Consider the following 17,719-nt stretch of genomic DNA (forward strand, 5'->3'; position numbering starts at 1 on the left):
ACAAAGTTGTATACAAGTTACCTAAAACGTTTTCTGTCTTTTAACTCCATAATCTGAAAGTGAGGTTCAGTGATGATTAAAGCAACGGAAGATAGTCAATATGTTGAACTAACAAGCCCGACAAGTTTACCGAAGGCATCCGGATTCCTTTGGAATGAAAAGATGATGATTCATGTGAATTGTCGGGGGTACGCGGTGGCCCAATTCATGCAGCCCGAACCTGCCAAATACTCGTATGCGCCCAACCTGGAAGCCAAGACGTTTATGCAACCGGAGCAGCCGTACTATGCCCACCATCCAGGACGGTTTGTCTACATTAAAGATGAAATAAGTGGCGAAATTTTCTCAGCCCCGTATGAACCGGTTCGCAAGCAGGCGGATAGCTATACGTTCGCTGTCGGTAAACACGATATTCACTGGAAAGTGATTCAGGACGACATTTGCATCGAGATGTCCCTGCGCCTGCCGAAGGAAGATGTCATGGAGCTATGGCGTGTGAAGGTAACCAATCTGTCTTCGAAAAAACGCAAGCTGAGTATCTACCCGTATTATACGGTCGGTTATATGTCCTGGATGAACCAATCCGGTTCATATGTGGAAGATTTGCAGGGCATTGTCTGCTCGGCGATTACGCCGTATCAGAAATATCAGGATTATAGCAAAATCAAAAATTACAGCGACAAAACCTATCTGCTTGCAGATCACCAACCGACTGGCTGGGAAGTAAATCATGAGACTTTTGAAGGCGAAGGCGGACTACATAATCCTTCGGCCCTGCAGTCGGAGACACTGGCTGGTGGAGATGCACGGTACGAGACACCTGTAGCTGTATTGCAATATAGAGTCGAACTGGAAGTAGGAGCGGAGCAGGCGTATCGATTTATCTTTGGTCCGGCTCATGATGAGACAGAGATTGAGGGCATTCGTCAGCATTATTTTGTGAAGCAGAATAAGGATGGACAGGATGGTTTCGTCGCAGCTGAACAGGAGTATGCTGAGTATATTGCGGAAGGGCAAGGGAACATCCTGATTCAGACACCGGACAGCTGGTTAGATAATGTCGTGAATCACTGGCTACCTCGCCAGATGTACTATCATGGCAAAACCAATCGTCTGACAACCGATCCGCAGACGCGGAATTATTTGCAGGACAACATGGGTATGAGTTATATTCAGCCGCAGATTGCGCGGGCTGCGTTCTTGACCGCTTTCTCTCAACAGCATATAAGCGGCGCGATGCCAGACGGCATTATTTTGCACCCGGACGCAGAACTGAAATATATTAACCAGGTTCCTCATACCGATCACTGCATCTGGCTTCCGGTCTGTATGAAGACCTATCTAGATGAAACGAATGACTATAGCATTTTGGAGGAACAGGTTGCTTTTACAGACAGTGAACAAAAGGTTTCCGTACTGGAACATATGAATCTTGCGATGCGCTGGTTGATCCATGAGCGTGATGCGCGTGGGTTGAACTATATCAATCAGGGTGACTGGTGTGATCCGATGAACATGGTGGGGTACAAAGGCAAAGGCGTATCCGGCTGGTTAACCATTGCGTCGGCCTATGCGTTCAATGTGTGGGCAGATATTGGTGAACAGGCAGGGCATGGCGAGGTTGCAGCGGAATTCCGTCAGGAAGCCACTCAGACCAATGCGGTAGCCAATGAGTATCTGTGGGATGGGGACTGGTATGCCCGCGGAATTACGGATGATAACGTAGTGTTTGGCGTAAGCAAAGACGTGGAAGGACGCATCTATATCAATCCTCAGAGCTGGGCACTTATGAGCGGTGCTGCGGATCAGGAGAAACAGGAGAAGTTAATCCGTGCCGTAGAGGAGCAATTGGAGACGCCATATGGTGTCGAGAAACTCGCGCCGTCTTTCACAGCGATGCGGGAAGATGTAGGTCGAGTTACGCAGAAACATCCGGGAAGTGCGGAGAATGGTGCAGTGTACAATCACGCGGCGGCGTTCTATATTTACGCGTTGTACCTGGTGGGCGAGAAGGAGAAGGCGTATCGTCTGTTGCGTAAAATGATTCCTGGCCCCGATGCCGAGGATATTCTTCAGCGGGGTCAGCTACCTGTATTTATCCCGAATTATTATCGCGGAGCTTATCGGCAATTCCCACGTACAGCTGGGCGCTCCAGTCATCTGTTCAACACCGGCACGGTGCCTTGGGTGTATCGTTGTCTGATCGACGGATTGTTTGGACTGCAAGGTCATGCACAAGGACTTCAAGTGCGGCCGCAGTTACCAGAAGATTGGAACGAGGCATCAGTTACGCGGTTGTTCCGCGGGGCTGAGCTGAATGTAAACATGAAGAAGGATGCAACTGTCCGGACAATTGAGGTACATGTTGACGGTCAACGAATTGCAGGCGACATCATCAAGAATATACAGGCCGACGTGAAATATGAGGTGCTGGTGAAGCTGCCTTTGTAGAAAAGCGCAAGGAGTAATGCTGAACGATGTGAAGAGTTTGGAAAATTACGAAGACAAATTAAAAACTGCCTTTCCTTTATAGAAGGAGGGCAGTTTTTGCTTTCAAGATGTTGTTTTGAATTAATCTGTTTGTCAGACTGAATATGATGAAAGAATCCACAAGCTAAGCTTGATTAGCAAACACTCTATTCTTTGACTCTGTACCAATAGCTATAAATCTCTGAATAACCCAGCTTGGCGTAAAGTTTCAAGGCAGGTGCATTATTCGCAACCACTTGCAGGTAACTGGAGGTAGCACCTTGTTTTTTTGCCCAATGCAATAGATGCAAGATCATCTGTTCAGCAAGTCCCCGATTTCGAAAGTTAGCGTCTGTAATGATATCATACAACCCGATATAGCCACGTTCGATGACACCAAACCCACAAGCGACGACTTGCTCATCGATCAACAGCGAGATGAAACCTACCTGTGTGCGGATATTGTTCAACATAAGTTCCGTCGTTTCCCGTTGCAGATCATTCACCTGATTTAACCTGCAAAAATGATCCAGCCACGCTGTGGTCAACTGTTCGTCGATCTGTACAGCCTGGTGTGCAGGCTCTTTGATCTCTTCCAGGCTCCTGATCTGGATACGAGTCAGATCCACAACAGTATACCCTTTGTCTTGCAAAAGTTGGTCGAGATGATCCGGCTGAATAAACGGTGTGATTTTAAATATGGTACTTAACTGATTGGAAGCATAGATGCGCTCACATTCTTCAATCTTTTTATGCACATCCAGAGTGGAGTAATGGATAGGTTGAACGGAGTTGGCACGTTTGGTATATCCTTTGGCAAAACGGAGTACCCAACCGTCATATAATAAGGTGGACAGGGGTTGCCAGTGGTTAAGCGATAGTTCTTCAATGGTTTTATGTTCTGAATCTATGGAATGAGTCATATCCAACCTCCGATTTTATGATTAAATAATAATACATAATAATGTATAAAAATACAATGCAAACATATATATCTTCGAACAGTATGCATTATGGTCGGAGATGGTATACAATTTGATTTGATTGAATGATTAACTTCAGGAGCGGAGCGCGTTATGTTAACTATAGAATTAAATAATCACAGCATTAACTGTCATATCCAATACGGCAAACGCAAGAAAGTATCCATCACGATGGACTTGCCTTATATGGTAACGATCAAAGCACCCAATGGTACCAGTGAAGACATGATCCGGCAACTTGTAGAGCAGCACGGGGATGTAATTTTGAAGAAATCCGCTCTGATGCAGCGGGCGCTTGACGGTCCTCAAGCCAAGGAATACGAAGATGAGGGCAAAGGGAAGTTCCTGCTTTTTGGCAAGGAGCATGCACTGCATGACTTAATCCCTGTAGAGGGTCTGACAGAAGAAGAGCTGCGAGCGAATCTGAAGAAGTTTTATTTTGCCGAGTGTAAACGCATGATTGGGGAGCGCATCGGACGTTATCAGCAAGAGTTGAAGGTGAAACCGAAGTCAGTAGAGATCGTAGATTCTCCCACCAAGTGGGGCAGTTGTAGCTGGGACAAAAAACTTACGTTCAATTATCGCCTGGCGATGGCGCCACTGGAAGTGATCGATTATGTCATCATTCATGAACTTTGCCATATTCACCACATGAATCATGATCGCTCTTTCTGGCGGCGAATCGGCAGCATCATGCCGGATTACAAAACAAAAGAAGATTACCTGATGCGAAATGGTCGGGCCATGACACTATAATAACAAGCTTAAGCCTTCACTTGGACACGCCATCCCCCTCCATTATTATTCGTAAAATCCGCGAAGATCCCATTGTAGCAGTGAGTGGCTTCGCGGATTTTTATTGTGTCTGGATATTAGGAATAAGATACTTGAACGCCGTAATGTTTGAAAAAATGAGTAACCGCATCCATGTCCATTCGATCATCGAACAGATGCTCAGGATAATAGATGCCTGGAGCCATAGGCTTGTCCGTTGGCATCATCAGTATCTTTTCGGCCTGCACTGCAGCGCCGAGTGCAGTCATATGGGTCTGACCAAGTGGGTCAGAGACCGTCATCGTTCGTTCAACCTCATTCCCTTTCGCATCCAATCCTTTCAATTGAATGACCAGATGATGTGCACTCCCAGTTCCTGGATTATAGAGCAACTTTCGCCGGAATGGCTTGAAACGTTCACCACTGATCATCTTCCATACTCCGGTTTTGACCAATCCGGCGAGTGCATAGGTAGATACTTTACTATCGAATGCAATGCGGAAGCTGGTTGAATCAATATGACTGGTATGAGGTAATGTGACGTGATCGGGTGTATCCAATCTGTAACATGGAGTCGTATACCCGTTCGGGAAATGAACTTTGATCGGATCTGTCATGGGATAGACGAGTCGATGTGTATTGGATTCGGATATCTGAAAAGGAATACTCATCCGGTCCATGAAGGCTGCCGAATCAGGGCCGGCCTTATCCCGCAGCGACCATAGGGCATGAATGTTTACTTCGACATGTTGCAGAGAGTTAGAAAGTATCATGGCAAAGAGTGACGCCGTTCCTGCCATCCATCCAGAGGACAGCACTACCGGAGCATGAAGCTCTTCCTGCTCTATTGTACGGATCGCTTGATTGAACACCTCAGTCCAGCGTGTTATATCGATGAGGGGAATTTTTCTCCGTACGGCCGACACCAGTAATCGATCATCCAGATCGTTCACTGCATTAATGATTAACGATATATTCTCTCCTGCGTGAATCAGTGGATCGTCTGCATGGGTATCAACAACAACCGTTTGGACACGATTGGATGGAAAAGGTGCTGCTTTACCCGCAGAACGGCCTCCCAGTACCAATTCCAGATCAGGATGCCTGTCATGCAAAATGCGAGCAAGCTGTGCACCTACAGCACCATAGCCCCCAGCGATAAGAACTCTTTTTCTATTCATTCGATAAACCTCCGTTGATATGTTTATGTACTTATATGTTTAAACTAATGAACATAATAGAGTGAAGAAAAGGAATGCGGTTCACCAGCGCGGTATGCGCTAGCTCTGACATTCCACTTCCACGAGATGAACGAGCTGTTTGAGTAATTCGATCGCATCGTTGAACTCCAGCTTGTAATACATCTCCGTACCTTTTTTCTGAACCGATAACAGCCCGGATTGACGTAATATTTTCAAATGATGAGAGACCGTAGGGCGTGACATGGGGACATGCTCTGCAATCTGCGATACGTTCATGCTCTCTTGATCAATGAGCAGCGATATGATTCGCTGGCGAACAGGATCTCCCAATCCTTGAAGATAGGGACTTAGATTCTCGAAAATATCAATAACTTTTTGGTTACCCATCGACTCGTTCATGGCTCACTCCGTTATAATGTTTAATTGTTTAAACGTATTATAAGGCTTAGTTCACTTAAAAATCAAATTTAACATTCCAAGTTGCAGGAAAATAGCTGTTCCGCTTGTCCATTTGAAGTACAATATAAGCAAATATGCCCGTACCACGAATCCATTGATGTATCCGTGGTGGAAGGAGTCCAAGATGGCTGAGAGTAACCATTATTCGGTGCTGGTAGATGAATATATCTCGGAGTTTGCACCTGATGTACAGGTGAGATTACAGGCAATAAGACAGATTATTCGTGAAGCGGCTCCGAACGCCGAAGAGAAGATCAGTTACAAGATGCCTACGTATGCACAGCATGGGAATCTGGTTCATTTTGCCGCATACCAGCATCATATTGGGTTTTACCCTGCTCCCAGGGGAATTCAAGCTTTCCAGGAGGAACTCTCCAAGTATAAAGGGGGAAAGGGGTCTGTCCAGTTTCCGCTGGATCAGCCATTGCCCGAGGATCTCATTCGCCGGATTGTGGAGTATCGCGTGAAAGAAAATGTGGAGATCGCGTTGGAAAAGAAACGCAAAAAGGGAGCACCGAAGTAATTAAAGCTCCTATCACAAAAGCTCATATCATAAACTATAAAAAACAGTCGGATGCCTATGCACTCCGACTGTTTTTACTTTTAGATTTTAAGTTTAACGTTGCTCGTTACTTCATTTTACTTTGTTCGATTCCTATGCTCTTGCTCACTTCTATTCAAAGGAATACGTTACGTTTGAATTACTTGCTGTAGGAATCAAATACATAAAGCTTGGGTCCACTTGCAAGTAGATCGTCAGGTCGGAAACGCCCAGATTAGGAACAGTCAGACTGAACCGACCGTTAGCATCCAGCTTCACCGTTTCCGTGCGAATATGTTTTTCGTCAGGTGAAGGACCGTGGATCTGGAATGAGAATGTTTTACCTGCATAAGCAGTGAGTGTTCCCCGTACTTTCAGCGTACGATCCGCTGTATATTCGAACTGCATCAGATGATTATCCAAGTAATCCTCGTTCACGGGTTCCGGTTCTTGTGGCTCTGTTCCAGGGTCTTGTGGTTCTGTCCCAGGATTCTGTGGATCGGTTACAGGTTCTTGTGAAGGATTGCTAACCGAGAAGAAACGTGTCTGATATGAAATTTCTGCTTTGGACCCGTCTTTCTTTTTCAAACCGGTAATGCGAACGTTGAATGTATCGCCTGCCTTCAGGGACTTCAAGTTATCCGGGCGAAAAATGACAGCGTAGTTATATCCATAACCATCGGTATTTACATTGAAAAAGGCCTTTGCAGGATCACTGCTAACCGGTGTTTTTGCTCCCAGTACCCAAGTTTTCTGATCGGATGAACGGACGATCTCCACCTGTACTTCGGAGTTGGAAGGCTTCGCAAAGATGTCCGGATTCAACTGTGCAGACCAGGCTTGTGACACATTGAATGCTTCAATCGGGAATGCCCCTTTATTCGGATACAAGTTGTAATTGTAATTGAGTTTTCCTGAACGGCTCGTATCCATAACTTGCATGGTGCTAAAATGGCTTGCATAGTTTTTGTTGTCCCGGGATGCAATTCCGAATCCGACCTTTTTCAGTTGCGAACTCAAAATCCAGCGGCGATGGCCGAGTGCAGCAATGTTACTTGCGTCCGAATCATCCATATAGGCTTTAACACTTTGGACTGCAAGATTTCCTTGTGTACCATAGGAAGCGTACAGATTGGAGCTTGAAGCCGATTTGGCTCCCAGATCAAAAAAGGCTTTTGGCATATCTGCAGGACGAGTTGGGAAATGAGTCAATTCTCCGGTAGAGACAACAACTGCTCCATGCTGGGCTTGACGATTAAGCGCAGGGTCCAGAACGAGATCTCCATCCAAACCGGAGAGATAACGATAGAAGTTGGCTGCACCTAGAGCCTGCTCTAATGTGGTGTTACTTACTACACCAGCGACGTAAGGTGCCTTGGTAGAGGGTTTCTGAGTGAACGTTGCAGTTTGGTTCTTGCCACTCATCCATTGTGTCCATTTCTGGCTGATTTCTTGTTCACTTCGCTCAGGCAGCAGACTGTCGACAGGGGCCGCAGCGATCTGCTGAGTTCCGAGCAGCATAAACAATAGACCTGCGAGAGGAAGAGAGAGTAACGAGCGGATGTACCTTTTTTGAATAAACATGTTCTAATCTCCTTCTAGTAAAAAAATATTATTATGTATTCGATGTATTTTATCGACATTAAAGGTATAATTCGTTAGTTTTATGAATGCAATTGTTTATTCGAATTCAGCGATTTTTCAGCCAGAGCCATTATAATACTCACGGAATCCTGTAATCGAAAAGGAGTTTTTGCATGTCTAAGGTGCTGCATAAGTCGTTTTATCTCATTTTGCTCGTGTTTGTTGCGGTGTTTATTGCTTCGTCCTTGTTGGTTCGGGCACAGTACAACTACGCCTTGTATGGGGACAATCCCATTTTGGGCATGCAGCAGTGGAGTATTTTTCTCCCGGTCATTCTTTTGCTTCTTGGTTCAGGTGTCGGGTTATATGCGCTATGTCTGAAGCTGAACAAATACAGTCCGAAGGTTGTCATTCCGATTGTGCTGCTAAGTTCTTTGGCCATTCAGATCATCATCATTTTTGTATTTCCGAGAGTACCCACCGATGATTCACAGACCGTTCTCTCACTCGCCATGAACATGCTGTATGACCAAGACTACTCGTCGTTTGAACCGGGTGGTTATCTGCAGATGTTCCCGTTTAACTACTCGATCGTCTTGTACCTGAAGACATTGCTGTACCTGTTCCCGGACAACTATCTGGTCATCAAACTATTTAATATTTTGTTTTCAACGTTAACAACGTTCATGATTTATCTTATCTACAAACAAGTGAACGACAGATCCACGGAACGTGATTACGGTGTGTTGATCTTTGCAGCAACGTACCTGCCTTCCTTGTTCCTGAACAACCTGATCTATAACGATGTAATTGCCACAGCTTTTCTGACATCATGTTTATACTTTGTTATTCGTTTTGTACGTGAAAAGTCTTGGAAAACAATCGTTATTGCCGCCGTTTTTCTCGCGATGGGCAATTACTTCCGAAGCATTGGCGTGATTGTGCTGATCGCTGCCATCATATATATCCTGCTGAATTTACGGAGCATTGGAATGAAGAAAGTCATCATTTCCATCGGTGTGCTGGGTATGTTGTTTAATGTACCAACCTGGACACAGAATGCGGTTCTTCAATCCTCCTCTGTTGTGAGCGAATCTGTCGGAGAGAATGCTGCACCGGTCTATATGTGGCTGAATATGGGCATTAATCTGGAGCGTTTTGGCTTCTGGGACAATATGGAGAGTTATCAGATCTATCAGAGGCAGGCCAACTACAATAAGGCTGAGAGCGCAGCATTGTTCAAACAAGAGATCGGCAACAAGCTGTCTGAAGCAAGTGCAAGTGACTTGGTGCAGATGTATTACAAAAAGATTATATGGACCTGGACCGAAGGAACGTACCAGATGGACCGCTACGGAATCGGCAATGAAAGTTCCATGGGTGCCGGAAGAGGAAGGGGAGGCGGAATCGCAGGCTCCTACAGTTACACCAATGCGATAACAGAACTGTTACAAGGGGATTCGGCTTATCGGACAGGTTTGCTCTGGATCGTATATGTGATGAATTTCTTGATGTACTGTTTTATTTCCATCCGGTTGGTTGGTGGAATTTGTCGTAAACGGTATGATGAAGTCTCCTTAATCCTGGTCATTCTCGGATTCATCGGATTTTATATTCTGTGGGAGATTAAGTCGAGATACATCTACCCTGTATATCCGTTGTTGGTTGTGCTGTCCTATATGGGTTTCAAAGATACGTATGACTTCATATTCCATCGTAAAGGTACCTTGGAGAGATATTCCCTGAGAAAAAGGTGATCATATGCGAAAAAATAAATATTTTACATCGGTTACGCTACTCCTACTGCTGGGATGTTCGGTTATGCTAACGGCTTGCGATGTGATAACCGCTCAGAATATTACCAAGACCAGTTCTGCGCAAGGCATGAACGGTGGCGGTATGCCGAATGGTGGTGGCCTGGGAATGAATGGAGGAACACCGAGAGGTGGAAGAGGCACCGCGGGCATGAATGATCGATCAGGCAGTCCTGGCATGACGCAGGGGATGATGAATGCCAACATTACTGGTAGAGTCATCTCCGTGAATGGAAACACAGTTACGCTGGCGTTACTTGAGGTGCAGGACAACTCATCCCCAAGCATGGAGTGGAAGGATACCGGAATGGAAATGAAGTTGAATATAGGTGATGATGTTGTTATCACTGAAGGCATGGGGACGCCGGGTTCGGGCAATTCCAGCCCACGTGCGAATTCGTCTATTCAAGTGTCTGATCTTCAAAAAGAAAACATCGTGATGGTGTGGTATAAGGACAACACCGAGACGGTTGAACGGGTGATGGTTGTCCAGTAAAAAATGATGGGATTATCGTCATTTTGTAATTGCTTACATTTGGCTTATCGGCTATTATGGTAACAACTGGTTTTTTGAAGGGAGTGAGCGTCATGAAACGACGGTCTAAGATGGTATGTTCCATTACTACAATGAAGGTAAGCATAAACTGAATAATTCCGGCAGACCATTCAGATGCAGGGTGGAAACATCCAGTTTCCCAGTCCGATCTGAGATCTGCTGATATATAGGGATATAACTGCTCATTTTTTCTGGCGTATGCGAGTTTTATTTGCTTGTGCAAATTTCTCATACACTCAGATTTTTAAAAGCCGCAGGCATAGCCTGCGGCTTTTTGCGCGCAAAAATAGGCATTCGTTGCCCACAAGCAATGCACATGAAACGACCAAAAAGGAGAAATGCCCATGTTAAAATTAAAAAATTTATTTCAACATAATGATCTTGCCGAGATGGTCCTGAAGAATTGGAACTATGATCCTGAGTCGCTGGACATGTTTAAGTATTATCGCATATCCTCCAATGCCGTGTATCCGTTCAGAGATCAGGGGGAAGTGAGATTGCTTCGTTTTGCCCCGGTAGAGGAGAAAAATCAAATCAATCTTGGCGCTGAACTGGAGTTCCTGCGTTATCTTCAAACGAATCATTATGGAGCTATGGAGGCGGTACCTTCCCATTCAGGGACAGAACTCATAGAGGCTCACACCCCATGGGGAACATACTATGCTTCCGTATTCAAGCGAGTACCCGGATCGCAGTTAGGAAGTATTGATTTGAATGACACCATCCTGTACAGCTATGGTCAGGCGTTGGGTGAGCTACATCATTTATCACGTACATTCATGCCTGAGCAAAAGGAGAAACGCTGGACCTACACGGATGTTTTGGATTGGATGATGCAGGAGATCCTGAAGGGTTTTCCTGGTGAAACGGCTGCTTTGAATGAGGTGGAGTTTCTTCGAACGTATTTTGCGACTTTACCGATGACCCAGCAAAATTTCGGTCTCATCCACTACGATTTTGAACTGGACAATGTCTTCTATGATGAAGGTAGCCAGTCTTGTTATGCCATTGATTTTGATGACTCGATGTATCACTGGTACGCAATGGACGTGGAACAGAGTCTGGATAGTTTACGTGAGGAGATCGAGCCTGAACAATGGGAGCAGAAGAAACAATTGTTCCTGAACGGGTACTGGTCCGAGGCAGGAGAACGTTATGATCTGGAGAGTATGTTCCCCGCTTGTCGCCGTTTTGCCAACTTGTACGGTTATGTGCGTATGCTTCGATCTGTTGCAGAGCAGTGGTCATATGAGCCGGAGTGGATGAGCGGACTAAGAGCGAGGTTAACGAGGATAATGACAGAAAAGGCAGAGCAATTTGGAAAGGTAGTCGACTGCTAAGATTTGTTCCAATTCACCCTAGGCTAGTCAAGATCCATGAGCACTGAAGTTTGGAAGAATCATTCACGTAAATTGGTCCCGCGGTCAGATGCAGATCCTCTGTATCGATCACGGGGCTTTTCATTTTGTTCGAACTTTACCGAATAATGAAACGGAAGTGGAAATCTTGTAGAAAGGTTGGATGGGACTTTCATTCTTTCTACGCTGAAAATGGTAATTTAATGTCGGATTATATGAAAAAATGTTAAAAAAACAAATAAAATAGTTATTGATTAAATTTGGGTGGGATGATAAGTTGTAATTAACTTATTTTAGGATAAATTATATATAAAGGAGAATTAGATGGGAAATGTATGTGTCGATCTGCATCCTTTAACAGAGCATCAACAAAGAATATGGTACATGGAAATGTTATATCCGAAATCAGATGTATGGATGATTACATCTAAGATGAGCATACCGGAACCGATCGATTTCACCTTGTTAGAGCGGTCGATTAACAGGGTTTTGAAGACTAACGAACTGCTTCGAACTCGGATTATACTGGATCAAGGTGAGAATAAACAATACATCCAACCTTATGAGTACAGATCACTCAAGCATATTCATGAAGATCCAGCCTTGACGGGTGTGACATGGACTGAGTATGTGGGTAACCATCCGATTCATGTACATAGTGAAGATCTATGTCAGTTTTATACGTATGAGGGTCATGGACAATACGGATACATCATTCAGGTTCACCATATCATCTGTGATGGCCTGGGATTATTCCAGTTGACGAATGAGATTACGGCAACCTATCATGCCGAACTGAAAGATGGTAATGCAAGCAGGATTGAATCTACGATTCACGATTATGAATACTATATAAATAGTGAACAACAATATCTCGCTTCCAAACGCTATGAGAAAGATCAGGTCTTTTGGAGAGAGAAGTTTCATACGATTCCCGAATTTATGGAACTGAAAGCGCACAATCCCCTTCTAACTCACACCGCAGCCAGAAGAAAAACGATGAATATGGATCACTCCATGTATGTACGTTTGAAAGATTTCTGTCGTCAGAAGAATGTCAGCGTATTTACCTTTTTTCTCTCAACTCTAGCTATTCTGCTGAATAAACTCACTCACCAAACCGATTTGGTCGTTGGAACCAACTACGCGAACCGTACTAGTAAAACAGATAAAGACATGATTGGCATGTTTGTCACAACCATACCTGTCAGGATCGGGGTAGTACCCTCTGAAACCGTGGTAACCTTGCTGCAACGCATTTCCAATGAACAAAAAGAAATATTGCGTCATCAGAAATATCCGTATAATCAGCTGATCCGTGATCTGAGAGAGTCGCTCTCCTTACCGGAACTGAACAGACTGTTCGGCATATCACTGGTCTATCGTCCAGAACGCTTTGACAAGATGCAAGGACATGATGTCTATATGGACAACAAGTTTAACGGACATGAGACGAATGATCTGCTTATCAACATTATTGAAAAAATCAATGAGGATCGTATCATATTTCAGATGGATTATCGGACCCAGTTGTTCAGTGAATCGTTCATGGACATTCTGCTCGATCAGTTTCTTACGGTTACGGAAGCCATTCTGGAGCATTCTGAACAAAGAATTGAACAGGTCAGTATTGTAAGCGAAGCCGATAAACAATCGATGCTAACCGAGTTTAATGATACCAGGGCGTCTTATCCTAGCGACAAAACGGTCATCCAGTTGTTTGAAGAACAGGCAGCTGCTACCCCTCAACATACAGCACTTATCCTGGGGGATAAGGAGATGAACTACGAACAATTGAATGCCAGAGCTAACGGCTTGGCTACGACATTGATCAGCAGAGGAATCAAGCAACGAGAACTGGTAGGCATTATTGCAACCCACAGTATGGAGATGGTTATCGCGATTCTGGCTGTTATAAAAGCCGGATGTGCTTACATTCCGATTGATCCCGAGTATCCCGATGAGCGAATTCATCATATTTTGAAAGACTCTCAGGTAAGGTTCGTCCTGGTTAACAAGCTTGTTCATTTGCCGGACGGTCTAGAAGTCATTGACTTGATTGAAGAAAATGATGGATATATACCAACAGATAATCTGAACTTGACCATAGATGTGAAGGATCTGGCTTATGTCATCTACACATCAGGATCAACTGGAGCACCGAAGGGTGTATTGGTGGAGCATAAGGGATTGACGAACTATATATGGTGGGCGAGTCAGACCTATGTTACTGACAGGAAAACGACTTTTTCACTGTATTCATCCATCGCGTTTGATCTGACCATTACCTCCATCTTCACACCGTTAATTACGGGCAACACGATGATTATCTACAACTCGTCTCATAACAAGGCATTGATTACTGATGTTGTCCTAGATCCGCGAGTGGATCTGGTCAAGCTGACGCCGGCTCATCTGCAATTGATTCAGGATATGAACATTATGGACAGATCCAATGTCCGGACATTTATTGTGGGCGGCGATAATCTGAGTGCTTCACTGGCTGCGAATATTACCCGGCAAAGCAAACATGAGGTTACCATTTTCAATGAATATGGACCGACAGAGACAGTGGTGGGTTGTATGATCTATACTTACAATCCTCATGTTGACCAAACGGAGTATGTGCCTATCGGAAAGCCCATTCAGAACACATCCATATATGTGCTTGATCAATCACTGCAATACGTTCCTGTCGGTGTTCAGGGTGAATTATTGGTTGGGGGAGACGGAGTGACCAGAGGCTATCTGAACCAACCCGAATTGACGGGCAGAAAATACGTCGAACACCCGGATCATCCAGGCGAGAGATTGTACCGGACAGGTGATCTATGCCGGTTAAGGGAAGATGGTCAGATGGAATACCTCGGAAGAATGGATGACCAAGTGAAGATTCGCGGGTATCGAATTGAACTGGGTGAGGTCAAGGCAGCTTTCTTGAAGATCAAAGGAATCCGAGATGTTGCTGTAAGCGTCAAGACGGATCAGCAATCCCGTCAGTTATGTGCTCATTACGTCAGCGATGCACATGTGACCCGGAGGATGATACGGGATAATCTGGTATCTCTGTTGCCGGAGTATATGGTTCCCACACATCTGATCAAGGTGTCTTCGATTCCACTTACCATTAACGGCAAGATTGATTACTTGGCGTTATCGATAGAGAAGCCACAATCGGATGAAGAAAATGTGTATGTGGCACCGAATACTGTCATGGAACAGACGATATCTACCATCTGGTCTGAGATTCTTGGTCTGGAAGAGGTGGGTGTGACGGATCACTTCTACGAACGGGGTGGTGATTCCCTTAAGTTGATTCAGATCTACACAAGGCTTTCCGAGATAGGTTTTGATTTTTCGATTAACGATATGTTTAATTTCCCTACAATCCAATCCTTAAGTTCATATCTGGATCAGGTCATGGAAGAAAAGGAAGGCATGATGAGCATGGAACAAAACACAGTGAAGAGATCCAAAGTGGATGTATTGAACGGAATTATGGACAAGCCGATCTTCCTGTCTACAGATATTCCCAGAGTTGATCCGTCACTCAAAGGTGTAATGTCATTCAACCAGGAATCCCTGTGGCTGGTTGAACAGTTCGAGGGGAAGAGCACCAAATATAATATTCCCGGACATGTCCTTTTTGAGGGCGCATTCTCGGAAGAGGCATACATCTATGCATTGAATCAAATTGTGCAGCGGCATGATGTATTGAGAACGTATTTTGTTGTAGAAAACAATACACCCGTGCAGCGAATCAGGCCTTACGAGCCTTTTGGCATTGAGGTCCAGCATACGCTGAGGGATAATTCCCAAGCCAGTCTGAAGCGTGTAATTGAAGAAGAATCCAAACACCAGTTCAACCTGGAAACCGGGCCGATGTATTATTTTGGATTGTATCGGATCCATGCACATCAATATTTTGCCTATTTTAATTTTCATCACATTATCTTCGATGGCTGGTCTCAGGATATTCTGATGGCTGAACTGGGGTCATACTATAATGCTTATCTGAGGGGAGAAAATGCAGCAACTGAGAATTTGAGTATCCAATATTCCGACTATTCACATTGGCAAAAGAATAAATGGATGACTGCCGAATTTCCGACAGTTCTGAATTATTGGCGCAACCAGTTGGGAAGTACCGTTAACCGATCGGTGAAAGTATTGCCGTATGACCGGGAGCCTTCGCTGAATAATGGGGATACCGGAGATATTCTGCTCTCAGAAATTCCGATCCAAACCATTGAAATGATCAAAAAGGCCGGTATGAAAAACAATGCCAGTCTGTACATTACCATGCTCACCGCCTACAAAATGTTGCTGTACTTTTACTCGGGTGAAACCGAGATCGTCGTGGGAACACCTGTAGCAAACCGTAATCGTGCCGAAGTGCAGAGATTGATCGGATATTTCTCCAACAGTCTTGCTTTGAAGACGACCATGGACCCCGAGCAGTCCATAGACGCCCAGATTGTTTCCGTTAGAAATACGGTGTTTGAAGCGTTTGATCATCAGGAGATGCCTTTCGGCAAGCTGATTGAACTGCTGAACCCGGATCGTGCTTCCGGGCTGACCCCGTTCTTCCAGACATGGTTCGTACTTGATGTCAAAAATACGTACAACATCGAAGGGCTGAATATTGCTCAGAATGAAATTTTGTGGGGCCACAGTGGCAAGAGCAAGTGGGATCTGACGTTGAATCTCATCGAGGCTGACCATGTCATGAATGCAGTAGTTGAATACAAAACAGAGTTGTTTGGCAAATCCACCATGAAGAGATTTCTGCATGATTATATGGCTGTAGTGAAGCTGATTGCAGCTGATTCCTCACGGAGTCTTCAAGCTGTACGCCATGATTGGGAGGTGATGGCCCACGAGTACAAGATGGAGTTGCTGAATAGCAGTAAGAGCAAAAAGAAATTCAACAAAATCAAATCTTAGGAGGAATAACTATGAAGAAGAAATTTGATAAAGGTGCGCAGATGGTCATCCAGAAAGAAATTGTGAAGCAATCGTTTCTGGAGGAAGGTCAGGAACTGCCGTTGGTAATCAAACCCAATGTATCCGGTTTGGATCTGAATCAATGGTATCTCAACAATAAGGATATGGTGGAAGAGAAAATTTTGAAATATGGTGGCGTCCTGTTCAGAGGTTTTGATACTACCACACCAGAAAGCTTTTATGGGTTCATCGATGTAAGCTGCCCCGAACCGCTCAGTTATAAAGAAGGAGCGACACCGAGAACCCAAGTACAGGGCAAGGTGTATACGTCAACGGAATTTCCGAACGAGGAATCCATTGCACCGCATAATGAACTGTCCTACGTCATGACATGGCCCAAAAAAATCTGGTTCTCCAGTATCGTTGTCGCTGATGAAGGAGGAGAAACACCTATTGTGGATGTACGGAAAGTATATAACCTCATTGATCCGGACATTCGGGATGTTTTTGCAGAGAAAGGCTGGATGTTGGTTCGAAACTACGGAACTGGATTCGGACAGACCTGGCAGTATGTTTTCCACACAGAGTCCAAGGACGAGGTCGAGCAATATTGTCTGGACAACAACATGGCTTGCCAATGGAATGAGGATGGAACATTGACAACGAAGCAGGTGAGACCGGCCATTACGATCCACCCCGATACAAATGAGAACCTGTGGTTTAATCATATTGCCTTCTGGCATAGCAGTAGCCTGAACGAGGAAGTTCGCAACTTGATGCTCGAAGAATTTGGAGAGAGCGGCTTGCCATACCAGACGTATTATGGAGACGGAACTTCAATTGATGCTGATGTGGCTGCACATATTCGTCAGGCTTATGCCGATGCCACGATCGCCTTTCCATGGCAAGAGGGAGATATCCTTATGCTGGACAATATGCTGGTGGCGCATGCACGGAACCCGTATCAGGGAGATCGAAAAGTACTGGTAGCTATGGGAGAACCCGTGAGTCGCTAAGCCTCAATTGCGCCTG

The 17,719-nt window shown here is 44.8% G+C and carries 12 protein-coding genes; 8 read left to right on the forward strand and 4 right to left on the reverse strand.

Annotation, left to right across the window (positions count from 1 at the left end; all coding sequences use genetic code 11):
- Window positions 1-72: 72 nt before the first annotated feature.
- Window positions 73-2,451 (forward strand): GH36-type glycosyl hydrolase domain-containing protein, encoded by a 2,379-nt coding sequence (locus PAEAM_RS01590; RefSeq protein ID WP_100526386.1) that lies wholly within the window; start codon window positions 73-75, stop codon window positions 2,449-2,451.
- A 185-nt stretch (window positions 2,452-2,636) separates the two neighbouring features.
- On the opposite strand, the gene PAEAM_RS01595 is transcribed toward PAEAM_RS01590, so the two are convergent.
- Complete coding sequence (locus tag PAEAM_RS01595) at window positions 2,637-3,392, reverse strand: GNAT family N-acetyltransferase (protein ID WP_100526387.1); 756 nt, start codon at window positions 3,390-3,392, stop codon at window positions 2,637-2,639.
- 153 nt (window positions 3,393-3,545) lie between these two features.
- Between PAEAM_RS01595 and PAEAM_RS01600 the strand changes: the two genes are divergently transcribed.
- The gene (locus PAEAM_RS01600) at window positions 3,546-4,208 is read left to right on the forward strand and encodes a M48 family metallopeptidase (protein ID WP_100526388.1); all 663 of its coding nucleotides are present in this window, start codon (window positions 3,546-3,548) and stop codon (window positions 4,206-4,208) included.
- Between the two features lie 116 nt (window positions 4,209-4,324).
- Here PAEAM_RS01600 and PAEAM_RS01605 read toward each other — a convergent pair whose 3' ends face one another.
- The gene (locus PAEAM_RS01605; RefSeq protein WP_100526389.1) at window positions 4,325-5,407 is read right to left on the reverse strand and encodes a Rossmann-fold NAD(P)-binding domain-containing protein; all 1,083 of its coding nucleotides are present in this window, start codon (window positions 5,405-5,407) and stop codon (window positions 4,325-4,327) included.
- Between the two features lie 99 nt (window positions 5,408-5,506).
- Window positions 5,507-5,827 carry an ArsR/SmtB family transcription factor gene (locus tag PAEAM_RS01610; protein ID WP_017690570.1) on the reverse strand — a complete coding sequence of 107 codons (321 nt, stop codon included), beginning with the start codon at window positions 5,825-5,827 and terminating at the stop codon, window positions 5,507-5,509.
- Window positions 5,828-6,011: 184 nt separating this feature from the next.
- Here PAEAM_RS01610 and PAEAM_RS01615 point away from each other — a divergent pair, with 184 nt between their 5' ends.
- Window positions 6,012-6,410: an iron chaperone gene (locus PAEAM_RS01615; RefSeq protein WP_091038905.1), complete on the forward strand. Its 399-nt coding sequence runs from the start codon at window positions 6,012-6,014 to the stop codon at window positions 6,408-6,410.
- Between the two features lie 150 nt (window positions 6,411-6,560).
- Here the strand turns inward: PAEAM_RS01615 and PAEAM_RS01620 are convergent, their stop codons facing one another.
- On the reverse strand, window positions 6,561-8,012 hold the full coding sequence (locus PAEAM_RS01620; protein WP_100526390.1) for a CAP domain-containing protein: 1,452 nt from the start codon (window positions 8,010-8,012) through the stop codon (window positions 6,561-6,563).
- 173 nt (window positions 8,013-8,185) lie between these two features.
- Between PAEAM_RS01620 and PAEAM_RS01625 the strand changes: the two genes are divergently transcribed.
- From PAEAM_RS01625 to PAEAM_RS01645, 5 genes are all read left to right on the forward strand, one after another.
- A complete protein-coding gene (locus tag PAEAM_RS01625; protein WP_100526391.1) occupies window positions 8,186-9,769 on the forward strand; it encodes a glycosyltransferase family 39 protein in 1,584 nt (527 codons plus the stop codon).
- A gap of 4 nt (window positions 9,770-9,773) precedes the next feature.
- Window positions 9,774-10,322: a hypothetical protein gene (locus PAEAM_RS01630; RefSeq protein WP_133120399.1), complete on the forward strand. Its 549-nt coding sequence runs from the start codon at window positions 9,774-9,776 to the stop codon at window positions 10,320-10,322.
- Window positions 10,323-10,726: 404 nt separating this feature from the next.
- Complete coding sequence (locus PAEAM_RS01635; RefSeq protein ID WP_100526393.1) at window positions 10,727-11,722, forward strand: phosphotransferase enzyme family protein; 996 nt, start codon at window positions 10,727-10,729, stop codon at window positions 11,720-11,722.
- 342 nt (window positions 11,723-12,064) lie between these two features.
- Window positions 12,065-16,687, forward strand: a complete 4,623-nt coding sequence (locus PAEAM_RS01640; protein WP_100526394.1) for a non-ribosomal peptide synthetase — start codon at window positions 12,065-12,067, stop codon at window positions 16,685-16,687.
- Window positions 16,688-16,698: 11 nt separating this feature from the next.
- Window positions 16,699-17,703 carry a TauD/TfdA family dioxygenase gene (locus tag PAEAM_RS01645; RefSeq protein ID WP_100526395.1) on the forward strand — a complete coding sequence of 335 codons (1,005 nt, stop codon included), beginning with the start codon at window positions 16,699-16,701 and terminating at the stop codon, window positions 17,701-17,703.
- Window positions 17,704-17,719: the final 16 nt, after the last annotated feature.

Source organism: Paenibacillus sp. GM1FR (genome assembly GCF_002803315.1).
Taxonomy (GTDB): Bacteria; Bacillota; Bacilli; order Paenibacillales; family Paenibacillaceae; genus Paenibacillus; species Paenibacillus amylolyticus.